The following is a 13,645-nucleotide window of genomic DNA, read 5'->3' as shown; positions in this document are numbered from 1 at the left end:
GTTCCGAGATCGCGCCGCCGAGATGCGACGCGAGCCTCGTCACGCTATGTCGGGAACATGTGGACTTGGCAAGGGTCTGGACCGAAATTTTTCCGGCGGTCAGCCTTCCTGCAGCTCCGTCGGTGCGCCGTGGACGGCCGGGATCTGACCCATGCGGCCCTTCTGGAAGTCCTCGTAGGCCTGCATGACCTCGGCCTTCGTGTTCATCACGAACGGTCCGGCCCAGGCGACGGGCTCGCGGATCGGGCGGCCACCGAGGACGAGCACGTCGAGCTCCGGCGTCCGGCTGTCCTGCCGCGTCGACGCCTGCACGGTCACGAAGTCGCCGGCGCCGAGGACGGCGAGCTGGCCGGTGCTGACCGGACGCTGCTCGACCCCGACCGTGCCGTTGCCGTTGAGCACGTAGACGAGGGCGTTGAAGTCGACGTTCCAGGGCAGCTCGAGACGCGCCCCGGGCGCGAGCGTCGCGTGCGCCAGCGTGATCGGCGTGTGGGTGCTGCCGGGGCCGGGGTGGCCCGCGACGTCACCGGCGATCACCCGGACGAGCACGCCCGCGTCGTCGGTGGTGAGGGTGCCGAGCCGGCCGGCGCGGAGGTCCTGGTAGCGCGGGGTCACGAGCTTCTCGGCGCGGGGCAGGTTGACCCAGAGCTGGACGCCGTGGAAGAGGCCACCCTTCTGCACCAGCCACTCGGGCGGGGTCTCGATGTGCAGCAGACCGGAGCCGGCGGTCATCCACTGCGTGTCGCCGTCGGTGATCGAGCCGCCGCCGCCGTGGCTGTCGTGGTGGTCGAAGACGCCGTCGATGATGTAGGTGACGGTCTCGAAGCCGCGGTGCGGGTGCCAGGGCGTGCCCTTCGGCTCGCCGGGGGCGTACTCCACCTCGCCCATCTGGTCCATGTGGATGAACGGGTCGAGGTCGCGCAGGTCCACGCCGGCGAACGCGCGGCGGACCGGGAAGCCCTCGCCCTCGTATCCCGAGGGCGCGGTGGTGACGGTGCGGACGGGGCGCACGACGTCGCCCAGCCCGGGCGCGGGGATGCGGGGCAGGACGGTGAGGTCGGGGACGGTGAGGGCAGGCACGGGGTTCTCCCTTCCGGAGCGACGGATCCAGAGTAGTTGAATCTTGAACCGTCTGGAAGAGGGTTCTGTTCCCGAACCGCGGCACGACAAGCGCGGGGAACCTCCGTGGACGGGGGACGCCGACAGGTAGCGTGCTGCCGTGACTTCAGGGAGCGTGTCGGACAAGTACGACGTGATCATCGTCGGCGGTGGGCACAACGGCCTCGTGGCCGCGGCCTACCTCGCCGGTGCGGGCGTCTCCACCCTGGTGCTCGAGCGGCTCGACCACACCGGCGGCGCCGCCGTGTCCGCCAAGGCGTTCTCCGGCGTGCCGGCCCGGCTGTCCCGGTACTCCTACCTCGTCAGCCTCCTCCCCCAGCAGATCATCGACGACCTCCAGCTCGACCTGGAGCTCAAGTCACGCCCCACGGCGTCGTACACGCCGGTGGTGCGGGACGGCCACCACACCGGCCTCCTGGTCGAGCGGCGCGAGGCGTCCGCGACCGCCGAGTCGTTCCGCCAGCTGACCGGCGGCGACGCGGAGTACGACGCCTGGCGGCAGTTCTACGGCGAGATCGCCGACTTCGCGGGGGCCGTGGCGCCGACCCTGCTGGAGCCGCTGCGCACCGGGCGCGAGATGCGCGACCTGGTCGACGCGAAGACCTGGGACTACCTCGTCGAGGCGCCGATCGGGGCCGTGATCGAGGAGCGCTTCCGCGACGACACCGTGCGCGGCGTGGTCGCCACCGACGCGCTGATCGGCACCTTCGCCGACCTGCACGACCCGGGCCTGGTGCAGAACCGCTGCTTCCTCTACCACCTGATCGGCAACGGCACCGGCGAGTGGCGGGTGCCGGTGGGCGGCATGGGCGGCGTGACCGACTCGCTCGCCGTCGCCGCCCGCAACGCCGGCGCGACGATCGTGACCGGTGCGGGCGTGAGCGGCATCGAGGCCGACGGCACCAACGCGACGGTCACCTGGCACGACGGCGCCACCTGGCACTCCGCCGACTGCAGCTACGTGCTGTCCAACGTGGCGCCGTGGGTGCTGCAGGTGCTGCTGGGCGAGGAGCCGGCGGACCGGCCCGAGGGCGCACAGCTCAAGGTGAACCTGCTGCTCGAGGAGCTGCCGCGCTTCAAGTCGGGCGAGAGCGCCCGCAACGGCTTCGCCGGCACGCTGCACGTGGCCGAGGACTACAGCCAGCTCCAGACGGCGTACAAGGAAGCGTCGGCGGGGCAGATCCCGTCGACCATGCCCGGCGAGTTCTACTGCCACTCGCTCACCGACCCCTCGATCCTCGGACCGCTGGCGGCCAAGGGCATGCACACGCTCACCTACTTCGGCGTGCACACGCCGGCCCGGCTCTTCGAGAGCGACCGGGACGGCGCCCGCGACACCGCCGTGGGCCGCGCGCTCGACGCGATCAACGAGCACCTGGTCGAGCCGATCGAGTCGCTGCTGGCCGTCGACAAGCACGGCGAGCCCTGCCTGGAGGCCAAGGCCCCGCAGGACGTCGACGAGGCGCTGGCGATGCCCGGCGGCCACATCTTCCACGGCGACCTGTCCTGGCCGTGGGCGCCGAACCGGGCGCGGCTGGACACCCCGGCGCAGCGTTGGGGCGTGTCGACCGACGTCGAGAACGTCCTGCTGTGCGGTTCCGGCGCGCGCCGCGGCGGCGCGGTCAGCGGCATCGGCGGCCACAACGCGGCGCAGGCAGTGCTGGAGACGATCCGGGCGCGCTGACCGACGCGCCTGCCCGCCGGCCGTCAGACGGACGCCGGGTCGAGCTGGGCGATCGGGTCGGTCGTCGGCTGCTCCGAGCCGCCGGCCGGCTCGACGGTGATCGCGACCTCGGTGCCGGCCGCGGGCATGGCCATCGCCGCGCCCGTGCTCGGGTCGTCGAGGATGCCGACGGAGACCGGGCTGCCGTTCTCGATGGACCACAGCTGGTAGACGTGCGCGCTGTCGAGGCTGCGCAGGTCGCTGGTGTCGACGGCCATCTCCGCCTTGCCGGCCGACGTCGCCACGCGCAGCGGGCCATGGCTGGTCTCGACCTCGGCGACGTGGGCGTCGCCGGCCTGGAAGACCTGCACGACGGCGGCCTGCAGCCCGGACTCGTCGTCGCCGCCGAGCAGCGAGCCGACGCCGATCGCACCTCCGGCGAGCACGACGAGCGCGGCGGCCGCCGCTGCCAGTCGGGGTGCCCAGCGCCGTCGGGCGGGCGTCGTACCGGAGAGTGGGGTGACCTTCGGCGGCTTCTGTGGGGTGCGGTCGGCGGTGGCGAGCACCCGCACCTTGAGCTCCGGCGGCGGGGCGAGCGCCTCGACCTGCCCCATCCGGGCGGCGGCGTCGCGCAGCTCGCGGACCTCCTGGCGGCAGACGGCGCAGCCCTCGAGGTGGGTGCGGAACTCCCGGGCCTCCTCGTGGCTGAGGGCGTCGAGCGCGAAGGCACCCGACAGGGTGTGCAGCTCGGTGCTCATCGGGTCCCCTCCAGGCAGTCGCGGAGACGGATCAGGCCGTCCCTCATCCGGGTCTTGATCGTCGGCAGCGGTTTGTCGAGCAGCGAGGCGACCTCGCTGTAGGTGTAACCGTTGAAGTACGCGAGGCGGACGGACTCGAGCTGGAGTTCGGTCAGCGTCTCCAGGCACTCGCGCACCGCGCCCTGCTCCTCGGCCCGGATCACCCGCTCGACCGGCTCGTCGTGGCTGACCTCCTCCGGAGTCGCCCGGCCGTCGCTGCGCCGGGCCGCCTCGTTGCGGCGCACGGCGTCGACAGCGCGGCGGTGCGCGATCGTCATCACCCAGGTCTTGGCCCGGCCGAGCGCCGCGTCGAAACGGGCGGCCTTGCGCCAGACCTCGAGGAACACGTCCTGCGTGACGTCCTCGGCCCGGGCCGGGTCGCGGACGACGCGGCGGGCCAGGCCGTAGACGGAGGCGGACAGCTCGTCGTACAGGCTCTCGAAGGCCTGGGCGTCCCCGCGGGCGACCCGGCCGACCAGCGCGTCGACGTCGGGACCGTCGTACGACGGGACGAGACGCAACCCGGGCTCACCGCTCATCCGCTTGCCTCCTGCGTGGTGGGACGGCCGCGAGCGCAGCCGTGGATCGACCTTAGTTCGCACGAGCATGCGGTGTGGATGGGTCTCGAGGAGGGGGGTTTCGGAGGGGCTCTCCGGGCGTGCCTCACGTCACGTCGGGAAGCCCCGTCCTCGATTTCATCCCGGCCGCGGGGCGCTGCTACAGTTCCACACGCTTCGCGCGCCATTAGCTCAATTGGCAGAGCAGCTGACTCTTAATCAGCGGGTTCGGGGTTCGAGTCCCTGATGGCGCACAACCCCCAGGTCGGCGGCCCACACGGCTGCCGACCTTCTTCATTTCCATGGTCCTGCCAAGGGCGATGACGCGTCGCCGGCGCTGCAGGGCACGCGCGGCCGCCGCTCCCCACCCACCACCCTCCCGGGCCACCCTGTTGGTGCCATGGACCGGCTCCCGCGACGGGCGAAGAGTGAGGGGATCCCAACCCCGTCGGAGAGGAGATCCAGCCATGGGCAAGACGGTCGTCAGGACCGAGGCGAAGGGGGACGCGTACTGGATGCTCGGAGGGCTGTACGAGGTGCTCGCCTCGTCGGAGGACACCGAGGGCACGGCCACGGTCATGCAGATGACGGTCCCCGTCGCATCGGGACCGCCGCCGCACACGCACCCCGGCTCGGAGTCGGTGTACGTCGTGGAGGGGACGGCCCGGGTCCACGTCAACGGGGAGTCGCACGACGCCGGGCCCGGCGCGTTCTTCCACTTCCCGGCCGGCACGCTGGAGACGTTCGAGCCGACCTCCACCGTGAAGCTGCTGATCACCTACCAGCCGGGAGGGATCGAGCACTTCTTCGCCGAGGCCGGGGAGCGTGCCCCGCGCCGCGAGCTGCCTCCGCCGCCCGACACCCCGCCCGACCTGGCCCGGCTCGTCGAGATCGGCGAGCGCTACGGCATGCAGATCCAGGTGCCGCCGGGCTGACGGTCCGGGCACCGCTCGTGCCCCGGGCCGGCGGTCAGCCGGACTCGGGGTGCCGGTGCTTGTGCTCGAACACCTCGGCGTGGTCGTCGAACTTCGGGTCGGCCACGAGGTACTGCGCCATCAGGCTGTCGTGCTTGTGCGGCCGCGGCTTGACGGGGTCCGGGATCACCCGCCCCTCGGCGGCGTCCCAGAACCGGTCCGCCACCGCGAACACGCGCCGGGCCAGGTGGCCGAGGAGTCCCCGGTGCGGGAGGAGCGGGTGCGGTCGGGTGGGAGCGCGGGTCTCGGCCTCGAACACCGCGCGGGCCAGCCCGTCGAGGTCCCGGGGCTCGCCGTGCTGCGCGAGCCGGGCGACGAGCTCGTTCTCCAGGCGGTTGTGCCGGTCGAGCCGGCCTCGGACGCGGGTCCAGAGGTCGGCCCAGCCGAGGCTGGCCGCGTGCGCCTCGCCGTACAGCCGGGCCTTCAGCAGCGCGAGCGCCTGCTCCAGGTCGCGGGCCGCCTCGAGGTAGTCGCTCACCAGCGGCTCGTGGTCGGGAACCGTGTGCCGCACCTCGTCGACCAGGACCTCCTCGACCGCGGCCAGGTGCCGACTGGTCGCGGCGAGGAAGGTGTCGGTCGCGGCCTGCGCGTCGCGCGGACGGCCGGGGTCGTGGTGCGGCGACAGGGCCTCGCCGAGCCGCTCCTCGATGGAGTGGTGGGTGGCGGCGACGGTCATCGCCAGTGGGTCTCCGTACGTCATGGCGCTCACCTCGTGGGGGAGTACGGACCTGACGCCGGGCGGTCGTCAGACCGCTTCGACCCAGTCTTACCCTCGCCGTACGTCGTGACAAACGCCGTGGCGGGCGGGGCCGAGCCGGTCTAGCGTCCCGGTCATGGAGAGCAGCTTCGTCAAGTCGGTCACCTTCGACTGCGCCGACGCGGTGCGTGTCGCGACGTTCTGGGCGGCCGCCCTCGGGTCCGACGTCGACGAGGACTCGACGCCGGAGAAGGCGTTCGTCGAGCCGGCCGGCTGGGGCGGCCCGACCCTGTGGTTCCAGCGGGTGCCGGAGGCCAAGTCGGCGAAGAACCGGATGCACTTCGACCTGCGCGCGCCGGGCGGCCGGATCGACGACGAGGTGGCCCGGCTGAGCGGTCTGGGCGCGACCGTCGTGCGCGACGGCGGCGGCCTCGTGGTCATGCAGGACCCGGAGGGCAACGAGTTCTGCGTGGAGTAGGGCGCCCGGAGTGAAAAGTCCGGTGGGCCCCGGTTTCGGCGGGGGCGCGTCCGCTGAGCGACCATCCCGGCAGCCGTTCGGCGCACGAATCAACCTATTCCTCGCCAACGTCACCGGCGACGGGTACGGTCGAGGGACCGGGAGCAACTCGTGCACGCCACTCGAGACGTGTCGTTCCTGGTGAACGATGAACCGGAGCCGCGGGGGATCGCGCTCCACGAAAAACGTGCCTCATGGACGCTCACGTCCCCGCCCGACACCCCTCGATCTTCCGGCTGGTCGGTTCCTCGCGCGACGGCGACTACTGGCTCGACGTCAGCGGTGAGCTCGACCTCGCCACCGACGACGAACTGCGCATCGCCCTGGCGACCGTCCAGCCACACACCGAGGGCACGATCTGGCTCGGCGTGGGTGACCTCGACTTCGTGGACGCCGCGTCCCTGCACCAGCTGCTGACGTTCGTCCGCACCGCCCGGTTGTCGGGCCGCTCCGTCGGGGTCGACGGCGCCCGCGGCGTGGTACGGCGGATGGCCGGCCTGATGGGCTTCGAGGCCGAGCTGGCCGTGGCCTAGCCGGAGGCGACCGGTCGTCCCCACGTGACCGTGGCACGCACGGCCGGGTCGACGGTCTCCCCGAGCTCCTGGTCGGGGGCGGCACCGAGCGCCGCGTTGACGGTGGAGAACGCCATCCGCTGCGCGACGAACACCGTGACCGCGACGACCTGTGCGTCGTCGAACCCGGCCGCGCGGAGCGCCTCGACGTCGCCCGCAGCCGTGCGCCCCGACGCCCCGGCGACCTTCCGAGCCCAGGTCGCCAGCGCCCTCTGCCGGTCGTCGAGCGGACCGTCGTCCCCGGCGAGCACGGCCCGCGCCACGTCGGCCCCGGCCTTGTCTGTGACCTTGCGGCCCCACGCGAGCGAGCAGTAGGAGTCACCGATCGTGCTCGCGGTGGCGAGCACGAGGATCCCGCGCTCGACGAAGGACAGGCCGGCCTCGGCGGCTGCTGCGTCGAGCTGGTCCATGACGCGGTGGTGGGCGTCGGGCAGGTGCGCCCAGACGCCGGAGAGGTTCATGACGAAGCCCATCTGTGCGACGTCGCCGTCGTACATCGCCTGGACCTCGTCGTCGACCTGGGGTGCGGACAGGAACGTCATGGACGGAAGTGTCCGGACCGGGGCGTCTCGCGGCAAGACCCGGCATCGGGCGGGTTGGGCCGGGCCGGGAAGATGGTGGGGTCGCACCGGACTCGAGACAAGGACTGTGATGCGCAGGACCCGCACCGCCGTGGCCACCACGATCGCCGCCGCCCTGCTCCTCGGCGGCTGCAGCGCCGACGACTCCGCCCCCCAGGCCGACCAGGACCCGTCGCCCTCCGCGACGAGCACGGCGACGGACGAGGCGACCGGGTCCACGGACGAGGGTGAGGGCGAGGGGAACGACAAGCCGCTCCCCCAAGGTCTTTTCGCGGACCTGACGTTCAAGGGCGACACCGTCTCCCCCAACGGCGAGCGCGTCGACCTGGGGGTCGGCGAGAAGCTCACGCTGCGGATCGACTCGGACCGTCCCGGCGAGCTGCACGTCCACTCGACGCCCGAGCAGGAGATCTCGTTCCCCGCCGGCCAGTCCGAGCGCCCGCTCGTCATCGACCAGCCCGGCGTCGTCGACGTCGAGGAGCACGAGTCGGGCACGGTGCTGCTGCAGCTGGAGGTCCGATGACGGACATGGAGTACCGCCAGCTCGGCCGCAGCGGCCTGACCGTGTCGGCGCTCGGCCTGGGCTGCAACGCCTTCGGCGCGCGGATCGACGCGGACCGCACGCAGCAGGTCGTCGACGCCGCGATCGAGCACGGAGTCACGTTCTTCGACACCGCCGACACCTACGGCCTCGGCGAGAGCGAGGAGCTGCTCGGCCGCGCCCTCGGGAAGCGTCGCGACGACGTGGTCGTCGCGACGAAGTTCGGCATGGACATGGACGGCCGCAACGGGCCCGACTGGGGCGCCCGTGCGTCGCGTCGCTACGCGCGGCGGGCGGTCGAGGCCAGCCTGCGGCGTCTCGGCACCGACCACATCGACCTCTATCAGATCCACCAGCTCGACCTGGTCACCCCGCTCGAGGAGACGCTCGAGGTGATGAACGAGCTCGTCGACGAGGGCAAGGTGCGCTACCTCGGCTGTTCGAACTTCGCCGGCTGGGAGGTCGCGGACGCCGCCTGGATCGCCCGCACCCGCGGGCTGCGGCCGTTCGTCAGCGCGCAGAACGAGTACTCCCTGTACAACCGCGCCGCCGAGGAGGAGCTCGTGCCGGCACTCGAGCGCTTCGGCATGGGCCTGCTTCCCTACTTCCCGCTCGCGTACGGCCTGCTCACCGGCAAGTACCGCCGCGGCGAGCACGCCCCCGAGGGCACCCGACTGGCTCTGGCCGCGCAGGCGCACCGGCTGGAGAACGCCGACTTCGACCGCGTCGACGCGCTCCAGGGGTACGCCGACGAGCGGGGCGTGACGCTGCTCGACGTCGCGCTCGGCGGGCTCGCGGCCCAGCCCACCGTCGGCTCCGTGATCGCCGGCGCGACGTCGGCCGAGCAGGTGGCGAGCAACGTGCGGGCCGCCGCGTGGCGCCCTCGGGGTGACGACGCCGACGTGCTGGCCGGGCTCAACGCCGCCCGCGGACGGGGCATGCGGCACGCGTCGTTCTCCCTGCGCTGAGCCCCTGAGCGGAGCGAGGCTGGCCGCTGCTCCAGACCGGGCGACGAGTTTCCTTGAAACGTGAACGGGTCCACCCCCGGTCCACCAAGATGGCGCTGCGCACTCGCCGCTCCCTGCTTCGCGGCTGGTGTCCCGCTTGCGTCGTCCGACCTTGGAGGGGAAGGCCGAACGTCGTTCGACACGAGGGTGGCCGCCCCGGCGACCACCCTCGTGTCGCGCCGGGCCGGATGGTCCCGGTCGCGGTACCGTCCCGGTCCCGCAGAACCGGTTGTTCTGCTCGGCGCCCCCGGCCCCCAAACCCGGCGTTCCGAATGTCCGTTTCGTCGTCCAGACCAGCGGGACACGATGGTTTCCGTGCCCGGTCGCCCGGGGATGACGGCATGCAGGCGGGGGCTGGACACGGGCACGACCGGCTGATCCCCTGCCGGCAGGACCCGCTGATGGCGAAGGCGGAAGCAGCATGAGCGTGACGGTGGCGGAGCGGACCGGTCGGATCAGCCGGCAGCGGAGCGGGTCGGCGGCCCCCACGACGACCCCCGAGCCGGCCCGGACCGAGCAGTCCGACCTCGAGACGCCGCCGGGGTCCGCCACCGAGTCCCGCAGCGCGCTCAGCACCCGGCTGCTGACCCAGGCCGCCGCCGAGACCGACCCGGTCGAGCGCAAGCGGCTGCAGGACGAGGTCGTCGTCATGCACATGGGCCTGGCTCGCGCCATCGCCGTGCGGTACCGCGGCCGGGGCATCGCCGAGGAGGACCTCACCCAGGCCGCCTCGATGGCGCTGCTGAAGGCGGCGCGCAACTTCGACCCGAGCCACGGCGTCGAGTTCCTGTCCTACGCCGTGGTCACGATGAAGGGCGAGGTGAAGCGGCAGTTCCGTGACTTCGGCTGGATGGTGCGCCCGCCGCGGCCGATCCAGAAGCTGCAGGCCGACGTGGCCCGCGCCCAGGGCGAGCTGATCCAGACGCTCGGCCGCTCCCCGCGCGTGTCCGAGGTGGCCGCGCACCTCGGCGCCTCCGAGGAGGACGTGCTCGAGGCGCTGTCCGCCGACGGCTGCTTCACCCCGACCTCCCTCGACCTGCCGCTCGGCGACCAGGGCTCCGCGTCGCTCGGCGACACGCTCCGCCACGAGGACAACTCCCTCGACGAGGCCGAGGCCCGGGTCATGCTGATGCCGGCGGTGAAGGCCCTGCCCGAGCGCGAGCGGCAGGTGCTCTACCTGCGGTTCTTCCGGCAGATGAGCCAGTCGCAGATCGCCGCCGAGGTCGGCGTGACCCAGATGCAGGTGTCGCGGATCCTCTCGCGCGTGCTGACCCAGCTGCGCGGTCAGCTCTCGGAGGTCTGAGCTCGGTACGTCGTCAGCGGCCGCTGACGACGTACCGCCTGACCTGCTGGTGCGCGATCTGCGCGTCGGTCCATGGGAACCGCACCCACTTCTCCTTGCCGAACAGCCGGGTCTGGTCGCGCGAGATCGCGCGGGTCGGGTCCATCGACTGCCCGTAGGTGAGGATCGTGCGGGCCGCCAGCCGGCCCTTGTCCCGGAACGCGACGGCCTGGATGTGGGAGGAGCCGTAGCTGACCGGGTACAGGCGGTCGGTGTTGGCGGCGGGCAACCGGGACGAGACCGCGTTGGCGTTGCCGGCGAAGCCCTCGCCGCCGCCGACCGGGACCGGCGGGGCGCCGTCGTCCCCGGCCACCTGGAGCTGGCCCCAGGGCGTCGCGGGGGCGACGCCCTCGTCCGCCAGGATGGCGAGCGCGTCGCGCATCGCCTGGACGACCTGCGGGCTGGTCTCGGCGAGGTTGCGGGGCGTGCCGACCGGGTCGGCGGGGTCGAACGGCGTCTCCCAGAGGACGGCGGCGTCCTGGGCGCGCTTCCAGAACTCCTGGAAGATGTGCGTACCGACGCTGTCGACGTCGGAGCGGCCGTCCCAGGCGGCGAGCACGTCGCAGGAGGCGCCGCCGGACGCGGCCTGGCAGACCTTCTGCAGGTCGCCGTTCTCGCGGGCGAGCTCGGCGCCGAAGACCCGGTTCTCGTGCTCGGACCGGCTCAGCGTGCGCAGCGAGACCTTGCGGTCCTTCGAGAGCCCGTCGGTGCCGGCGAGCCGGTCCATCACGTAGCGGTAGACCATCCGCTGGCGCAGCGACCGCTCGCAGCGCTCGCAGCCGATGATCCCGGCGTAGCCCTCCAGCCGCTGGGCCGGGTTGGGCAGCCAGAAGCTGTCGTTGGCGTTGATCACCCAGTCCTTGCGGAGCGTCGACGGCAGGTGGGACGGCCCGAACACGCCGGGGCGCTGGGCGTCGGCGTCGGTGCGCCAGGCGCAGGTGGACTCGGCGCGGGTGCCGTCGAGCGCAGGCAGGCCGGCCGCCTGGCGCAGCACGACCCCGGTCGGGGTGATGCACTGGTCGACGAGGTCGTCGGGCACGTTGGGCACGACCGAGTGGTCGGCGTACAGCACGTTGCCCCTGCGGTCCGCGGCCGTGGTGTTCACCCAGGGCATGCCGCCGCCGTGGTCCTGGCGCCGGAGCAGGTCGCGCACGCCGTCGGCCTTCGCCATGGCGTGGAAGGTGTCGACGGTGCGCAGGTGCTCGGCGTTGGCGTCGCGCAGCGCGAACACGCTCGCCGCGCTCCATGGCATCAGCTGGTCCGGCGCGTCGACGACGTATCCCTGGCCGGTGCGCCAGACGTCCTCCTGCACGGTGCGCACCGAGCCGTCGGCCTGGCGCGCCTCGACGTAGACGGTGCGGTGCTGGAGGTCCCGGGGCCCGTCCTCGGTGAGGTACTGGGTGGTGCCCGGCACGAGCTTGTACTCGTACGGCGTGAACCGGTAGGCGGTGGAGACGGTGTGGCTCCAGGCGACGTCCTTGTTCCAGCCGATGTTGACGACAGGTGAGCCGATCAGGCCGGCACCGGCGACGTCGTACTTCCCGGGGATGGTCAGGTGCATCTGGGTGAACCGGTAGCGGCCGCGCCACGGGAAGTGCGGGTTGCCGAGCACCATGCCGCGCGCGTTGGTGGTGACGTCGCGGCCGACGGCGGTGGCGTTGGAGCCGAACGGCGACTGCGGGTCCTTGCCCAGCCCGGCGAGCAGGGCGTCGCGGTCGGGCACGGCGTCGGGGGCCGGCTGGGGCGCGAAGCGGGCGGTGGTCGGCAGGTTGGGCAGGCCGGGGTCGGCCGGGCTCGGGGGTGCGGCGTCGGCCACCTGGGGCACGAAGACCCCCGTGGAGGCGAGCAGGTTGGCGGCGTAGACGGCGTACCAGATGTCGAGGGCGGTGGCGTTCGGCCGGACCCAGCGGGCGCCCTGGCAGGCGGGGTCGGTGATGTTCCTGCTGCCGCCGATGTGGCGGAGGTAGGCGTTGACCCCGGCGGCGTACCCCTTGACCATCGCACGGGTCTGCTTCCCGGGTCCGCGGACCTTGTCCTTCAACAGCTTCTCGACCACGCGCCGGTTGCGGATGTCGGTGAAGAGCGTGTCGGTCTGCAGGTTGGTGGCGTCGAGGGTGACGTGGTCCTGGTAGCGCGCGTCGGGGCCGAGGAACTTCGAACGCTTGCCCCGGGCGGTGAGGACGGTGTCCGCGAGGTTGCAGATGCTGGTCTCGGCGGCGGCGTACCCGGACCCGTAGCCGAGCGAGCCCCAGTCGTCCGCGGTGACGTGCGGGATGCCGTGCTCGGTGCGCACGATCTCGGCGCGGTACCGGTCCGGGGCGGCCGTGGAGGGCGCGGTCAGGGCCGGGACGACGACCAGGCCGGGCACGAGGACCAGGGTGGCGAGCGCGGGCAGCAGGCGACGGGGCATGCCCGGATAACGGCCGGAACTGGAACGGGTTACGGCGCGAGGCGTGCGGAACGGTGTCGGCGGGTACCGGGAGCGCAGCAGCGAGAGGAGCTGACGTGGACACAGGCAGTGTGGTGCTGATCATCGTGGTGGCCGTCGTCCTGCTGGCGGGGATCGTCTTCGCCGTGCGGGCCTCGGGTGCCAAGAAGAAGGAACGGGACCGCGGCCGGGCCGCCGAGCTCCGCGAGCAGGCCGCCGCGCAGGCGACCGGGGTGCAGCAGCGCGAGGCGCACGCCGAGGATGCGTCCCGTGCCGCCGAGCGGGCACGGGAGGAGGCCGAGCGCCTCGAGGCGGAGGCCGCCGACCGTGCAGCAGCGGCCGAGCGGGAGCGCGCCGAGCACCAGGAGACCATGCGGGCGGCCGACGAGCTCGACCCGGACGTTCCGTCGGCGGCCCCGACCACGACGGACACCGAGGCCGAGACCCGGACCGGGACCCACCGGGCCACTCCGGCCGAGTCGTCGCGGACTGAGTAGCCCTACTCTGGCGCGACCGTCCCGCTGAGCGGGAGCGTGGAGCCATGACCAGTCACACCGCCCCCTCGACGGGGTCCGCACGTTCGCTGCGCCGGCCCGCCGTCCTCGGGTTCGTCATCGGCTTCCTGGCCGCGTTCGTGGTCACCATGCTCGCGCTCGTGACGGTCGTGGCCGAGGCGGTGCACCCGGTCCTGGTGCCGGCTGCACCGCTGCTCCGGCCGATCGCCGACCGGATGGCGGACTGGCCGGGCCTGGTCAACATGGTCATCGCGGGCACGGTGAACGGCGCCGTCTACGCCGCTGCCTTCGTGCTGGTCGCGCTGGTGCTGCGGCGAGGCCGCGGCGCCTGAGCG

Annotated in this window: 15 protein-coding genes and 1 tRNA gene; 10 read left to right on the top strand and 6 right to left on the bottom strand. The window is 72.7% G+C overall.

Annotated elements, in window-relative coordinates; translation table 11 throughout:
- Positions 1 to 99: 99 nt before the first annotated feature.
- Complete coding sequence (locus ETU37_RS08805; RefSeq protein ID WP_129986843.1) at positions 100 to 1,080, bottom strand: pirin family protein; 981 nt, start codon at positions 1,078 to 1,080, stop codon at positions 100 to 102.
- A 139-nt stretch (positions 1,081 to 1,219) separates the two neighbouring features.
- Between ETU37_RS08805 and ETU37_RS08800 the strand changes: the two genes are divergently transcribed.
- Positions 1,220 to 2,803 carry a phytoene desaturase family protein gene (locus tag ETU37_RS08800; RefSeq protein WP_240755628.1) on the top strand — a complete coding sequence of 528 codons (1,584 nt, stop codon included), beginning with the start codon at positions 1,220 to 1,222 and terminating at the stop codon, positions 2,801 to 2,803.
- A 23-nt stretch (positions 2,804 to 2,826) separates the two neighbouring features.
- On the opposite strand, the gene ETU37_RS08795 is transcribed toward ETU37_RS08800, so the two are convergent.
- Both ETU37_RS08795 and sigK read right to left on the bottom strand, forming a co-directional pair.
- Positions 2,827 to 3,540 carry an anti-sigma factor gene (locus ETU37_RS08795; RefSeq protein WP_129986977.1) on the bottom strand — a complete coding sequence of 238 codons (714 nt, stop codon included), beginning with the start codon at positions 3,538 to 3,540 and terminating at the stop codon, positions 2,827 to 2,829.
- Positions 3,537 to 4,118: an ECF RNA polymerase sigma factor SigK gene (gene sigK, locus ETU37_RS08790; RefSeq protein WP_129986842.1), complete on the bottom strand. Its 582-nt coding sequence runs from the start codon at positions 4,116 to 4,118 to the stop codon at positions 3,537 to 3,539. The genes ETU37_RS08795 and sigK overlap by 4 nt, the downstream gene beginning before the upstream one ends.
- 199 nt (positions 4,119 to 4,317) lie before the next feature.
- Between sigK and ETU37_RS08785 the strand changes: the two genes are divergently transcribed.
- A tRNA-Lys gene (locus tag ETU37_RS08785) sits at positions 4,318 to 4,390 on the top strand.
- 213 nt (positions 4,391 to 4,603) lie between these two features.
- The gene (locus tag ETU37_RS08780) at positions 4,604 to 5,071 is read left to right on the top strand and encodes a cupin domain-containing protein (RefSeq protein ID WP_165372461.1); all 468 of its coding nucleotides are present in this window, start codon (positions 4,604 to 4,606) and stop codon (positions 5,069 to 5,071) included.
- Between the two features lie 34 nt (positions 5,072 to 5,105).
- On the opposite strand, the gene ETU37_RS08775 is transcribed toward ETU37_RS08780, so the two are convergent.
- Positions 5,106 to 5,810, bottom strand: coding sequence for a hypothetical protein (locus ETU37_RS08775; RefSeq protein WP_129986840.1), 705 nt, complete (start codon positions 5,808 to 5,810; stop codon positions 5,106 to 5,108).
- 133 nt (positions 5,811 to 5,943) lie between these two features.
- Between ETU37_RS08775 and ETU37_RS08770 the strand changes: the two genes are divergently transcribed.
- Both ETU37_RS08770 and ETU37_RS08765 read left to right on the top strand, forming a co-directional pair.
- On the top strand, positions 5,944 to 6,285 hold the full coding sequence (locus ETU37_RS08770) for a VOC family protein (RefSeq protein WP_129986839.1): 342 nt from the start codon (positions 5,944 to 5,946) through the stop codon (positions 6,283 to 6,285).
- A 233-nt stretch (positions 6,286 to 6,518) separates the two neighbouring features.
- Complete coding sequence (locus ETU37_RS08765; protein ID WP_129986838.1) at positions 6,519 to 6,857, top strand: STAS domain-containing protein; 339 nt, start codon at positions 6,519 to 6,521, stop codon at positions 6,855 to 6,857.
- Here ETU37_RS08765 and ETU37_RS23150 read toward each other — a convergent pair.
- The gene (locus ETU37_RS23150; RefSeq protein ID WP_165372460.1) at positions 6,854 to 7,438 is read right to left on the bottom strand and encodes a carboxymuconolactone decarboxylase family protein; all 585 of its coding nucleotides are present in this window, start codon (positions 7,436 to 7,438) and stop codon (positions 6,854 to 6,856) included. The two genes, ETU37_RS08765 and ETU37_RS23150, sit on opposite strands and share 4 nt — an antisense overlap.
- Positions 7,439 to 7,547: 109 nt before the next feature.
- On the opposite strand from ETU37_RS23150, the gene ETU37_RS08755 reads away from it, so the two are divergent.
- From ETU37_RS08755 to ETU37_RS08745, 3 genes are all read left to right on the top strand, one after another.
- Entirely contained in the window at positions 7,548 to 8,000 is a 453-nt protein-coding gene (locus ETU37_RS08755) for a hypothetical protein (protein ID WP_129986837.1), read from the top strand.
- Complete coding sequence (locus tag ETU37_RS08750; RefSeq protein ID WP_129986836.1) at positions 7,997 to 8,986, top strand: aldo/keto reductase; 990 nt, start codon at positions 7,997 to 7,999, stop codon at positions 8,984 to 8,986. Before ETU37_RS08755 ends, ETU37_RS08750 begins: the two co-directional genes overlap by 4 nt.
- A 460-nt stretch (positions 8,987 to 9,446) precedes the next feature.
- The gene (locus ETU37_RS08745) at positions 9,447 to 10,328 is read left to right on the top strand and encodes a sigma-70 family RNA polymerase sigma factor (protein ID WP_129986835.1); all 882 of its coding nucleotides are present in this window, start codon (positions 9,447 to 9,449) and stop codon (positions 10,326 to 10,328) included.
- Positions 10,329 to 10,341: 13 nt separating this feature from the next.
- Here ETU37_RS08745 and ETU37_RS08740 read toward each other — a convergent pair whose 3' ends face one another.
- Positions 10,342 to 12,777 carry a penicillin acylase family protein gene (locus ETU37_RS08740; RefSeq protein ID WP_129986834.1) on the bottom strand — a complete coding sequence of 812 codons (2,436 nt, stop codon included), beginning with the start codon at positions 12,775 to 12,777 and terminating at the stop codon, positions 10,342 to 10,344.
- A gap of 95 nt (positions 12,778 to 12,872) precedes the next feature.
- Between ETU37_RS08740 and ETU37_RS23145 the strand changes: the two genes are divergently transcribed.
- Both ETU37_RS23145 and ETU37_RS08730 read left to right on the top strand, forming a co-directional pair.
- Positions 12,873 to 13,292, top strand: a complete 420-nt coding sequence (locus tag ETU37_RS23145; RefSeq protein ID WP_165372459.1) for a hypothetical protein — start codon at positions 12,873 to 12,875, stop codon at positions 13,290 to 13,292.
- 44 nt (positions 13,293 to 13,336) lie between these two features.
- The gene (locus tag ETU37_RS08730) at positions 13,337 to 13,642 is read left to right on the top strand and encodes a hypothetical protein (protein WP_129986832.1); all 306 of its coding nucleotides are present in this window, start codon (positions 13,337 to 13,339) and stop codon (positions 13,640 to 13,642) included.
- Positions 13,643 to 13,645: the final 3 nt, after the last annotated feature.

Origin of the sequence: Nocardioides iriomotensis, assembly GCF_004168035.1 — a bacterium.
In the GTDB taxonomy this organism is placed as follows: domain Bacteria; phylum Actinomycetota; class Actinomycetes; order Propionibacteriales; family Nocardioidaceae; genus Nocardioides_B; species Nocardioides_B iriomotensis.
This window is presented reverse-complemented; position numbering and strand designations above follow the sequence as displayed.

What these genes read in the sequence shown, in the direction of transcription:
- ETU37_RS08795 (WP_129986977.1), bottom strand. Translation starts at nt 3,540, where the DNA reads ATGAGCACCGAGCTGCACACCCTGTCGGGTGCCTTCGCGCTCGACGCC.
- sigK (WP_129986842.1), bottom strand. Translation starts at nt 4,118, where the DNA reads ATGAGCGGTGAGCCCGGGTTGCGTCTCGTCCCGTCGTACGACGGTCCC.
- ETU37_RS08780 (WP_165372461.1), top strand. Translation starts at nt 4,604, where the DNA reads ATGGGCAAGACGGTCGTCAGGACCGAGGCGAAGGGGGACGCGTACTGG.
- ETU37_RS08775 (WP_129986840.1), bottom strand. Translation starts at nt 5,810, where the DNA reads ATGACGTACGGAGACCCACTGGCGATGACCGTCGCCGCCACCCACCAC.
- ETU37_RS08770 (WP_129986839.1), top strand. Translation starts at nt 5,944, where the DNA reads ATGGAGAGCAGCTTCGTCAAGTCGGTCACCTTCGACTGCGCCGACGCG.
- ETU37_RS08765 (WP_129986838.1), top strand. Translation starts at nt 6,519, where the DNA reads ATGGACGCTCACGTCCCCGCCCGACACCCCTCGATCTTCCGGCTGGTC.
- ETU37_RS23150 (WP_165372460.1), bottom strand. Translation starts at nt 7,438, where the DNA reads ATGACGTTCCTGTCCGCACCCCAGGTCGACGACGAGGTCCAGGCGATG.
- ETU37_RS08755 (WP_129986837.1), top strand. Translation starts at nt 7,548, where the DNA reads ATGCGCAGGACCCGCACCGCCGTGGCCACCACGATCGCCGCCGCCCTG.
- ETU37_RS08750 (WP_129986836.1), top strand. Translation starts at nt 7,997, where the DNA reads ATGACGGACATGGAGTACCGCCAGCTCGGCCGCAGCGGCCTGACCGTG.
- ETU37_RS08745 (WP_129986835.1), top strand. Translation starts at nt 9,447, where the DNA reads ATGAGCGTGACGGTGGCGGAGCGGACCGGTCGGATCAGCCGGCAGCGG.
- ETU37_RS08740 (WP_129986834.1), bottom strand. Translation starts at nt 12,777, where the DNA reads ATGCCCCGTCGCCTGCTGCCCGCGCTCGCCACCCTGGTCCTCGTGCCC.
- ETU37_RS08730 (WP_129986832.1), top strand. Translation starts at nt 13,337, where the DNA reads ATGACCAGTCACACCGCCCCCTCGACGGGGTCCGCACGTTCGCTGCGC.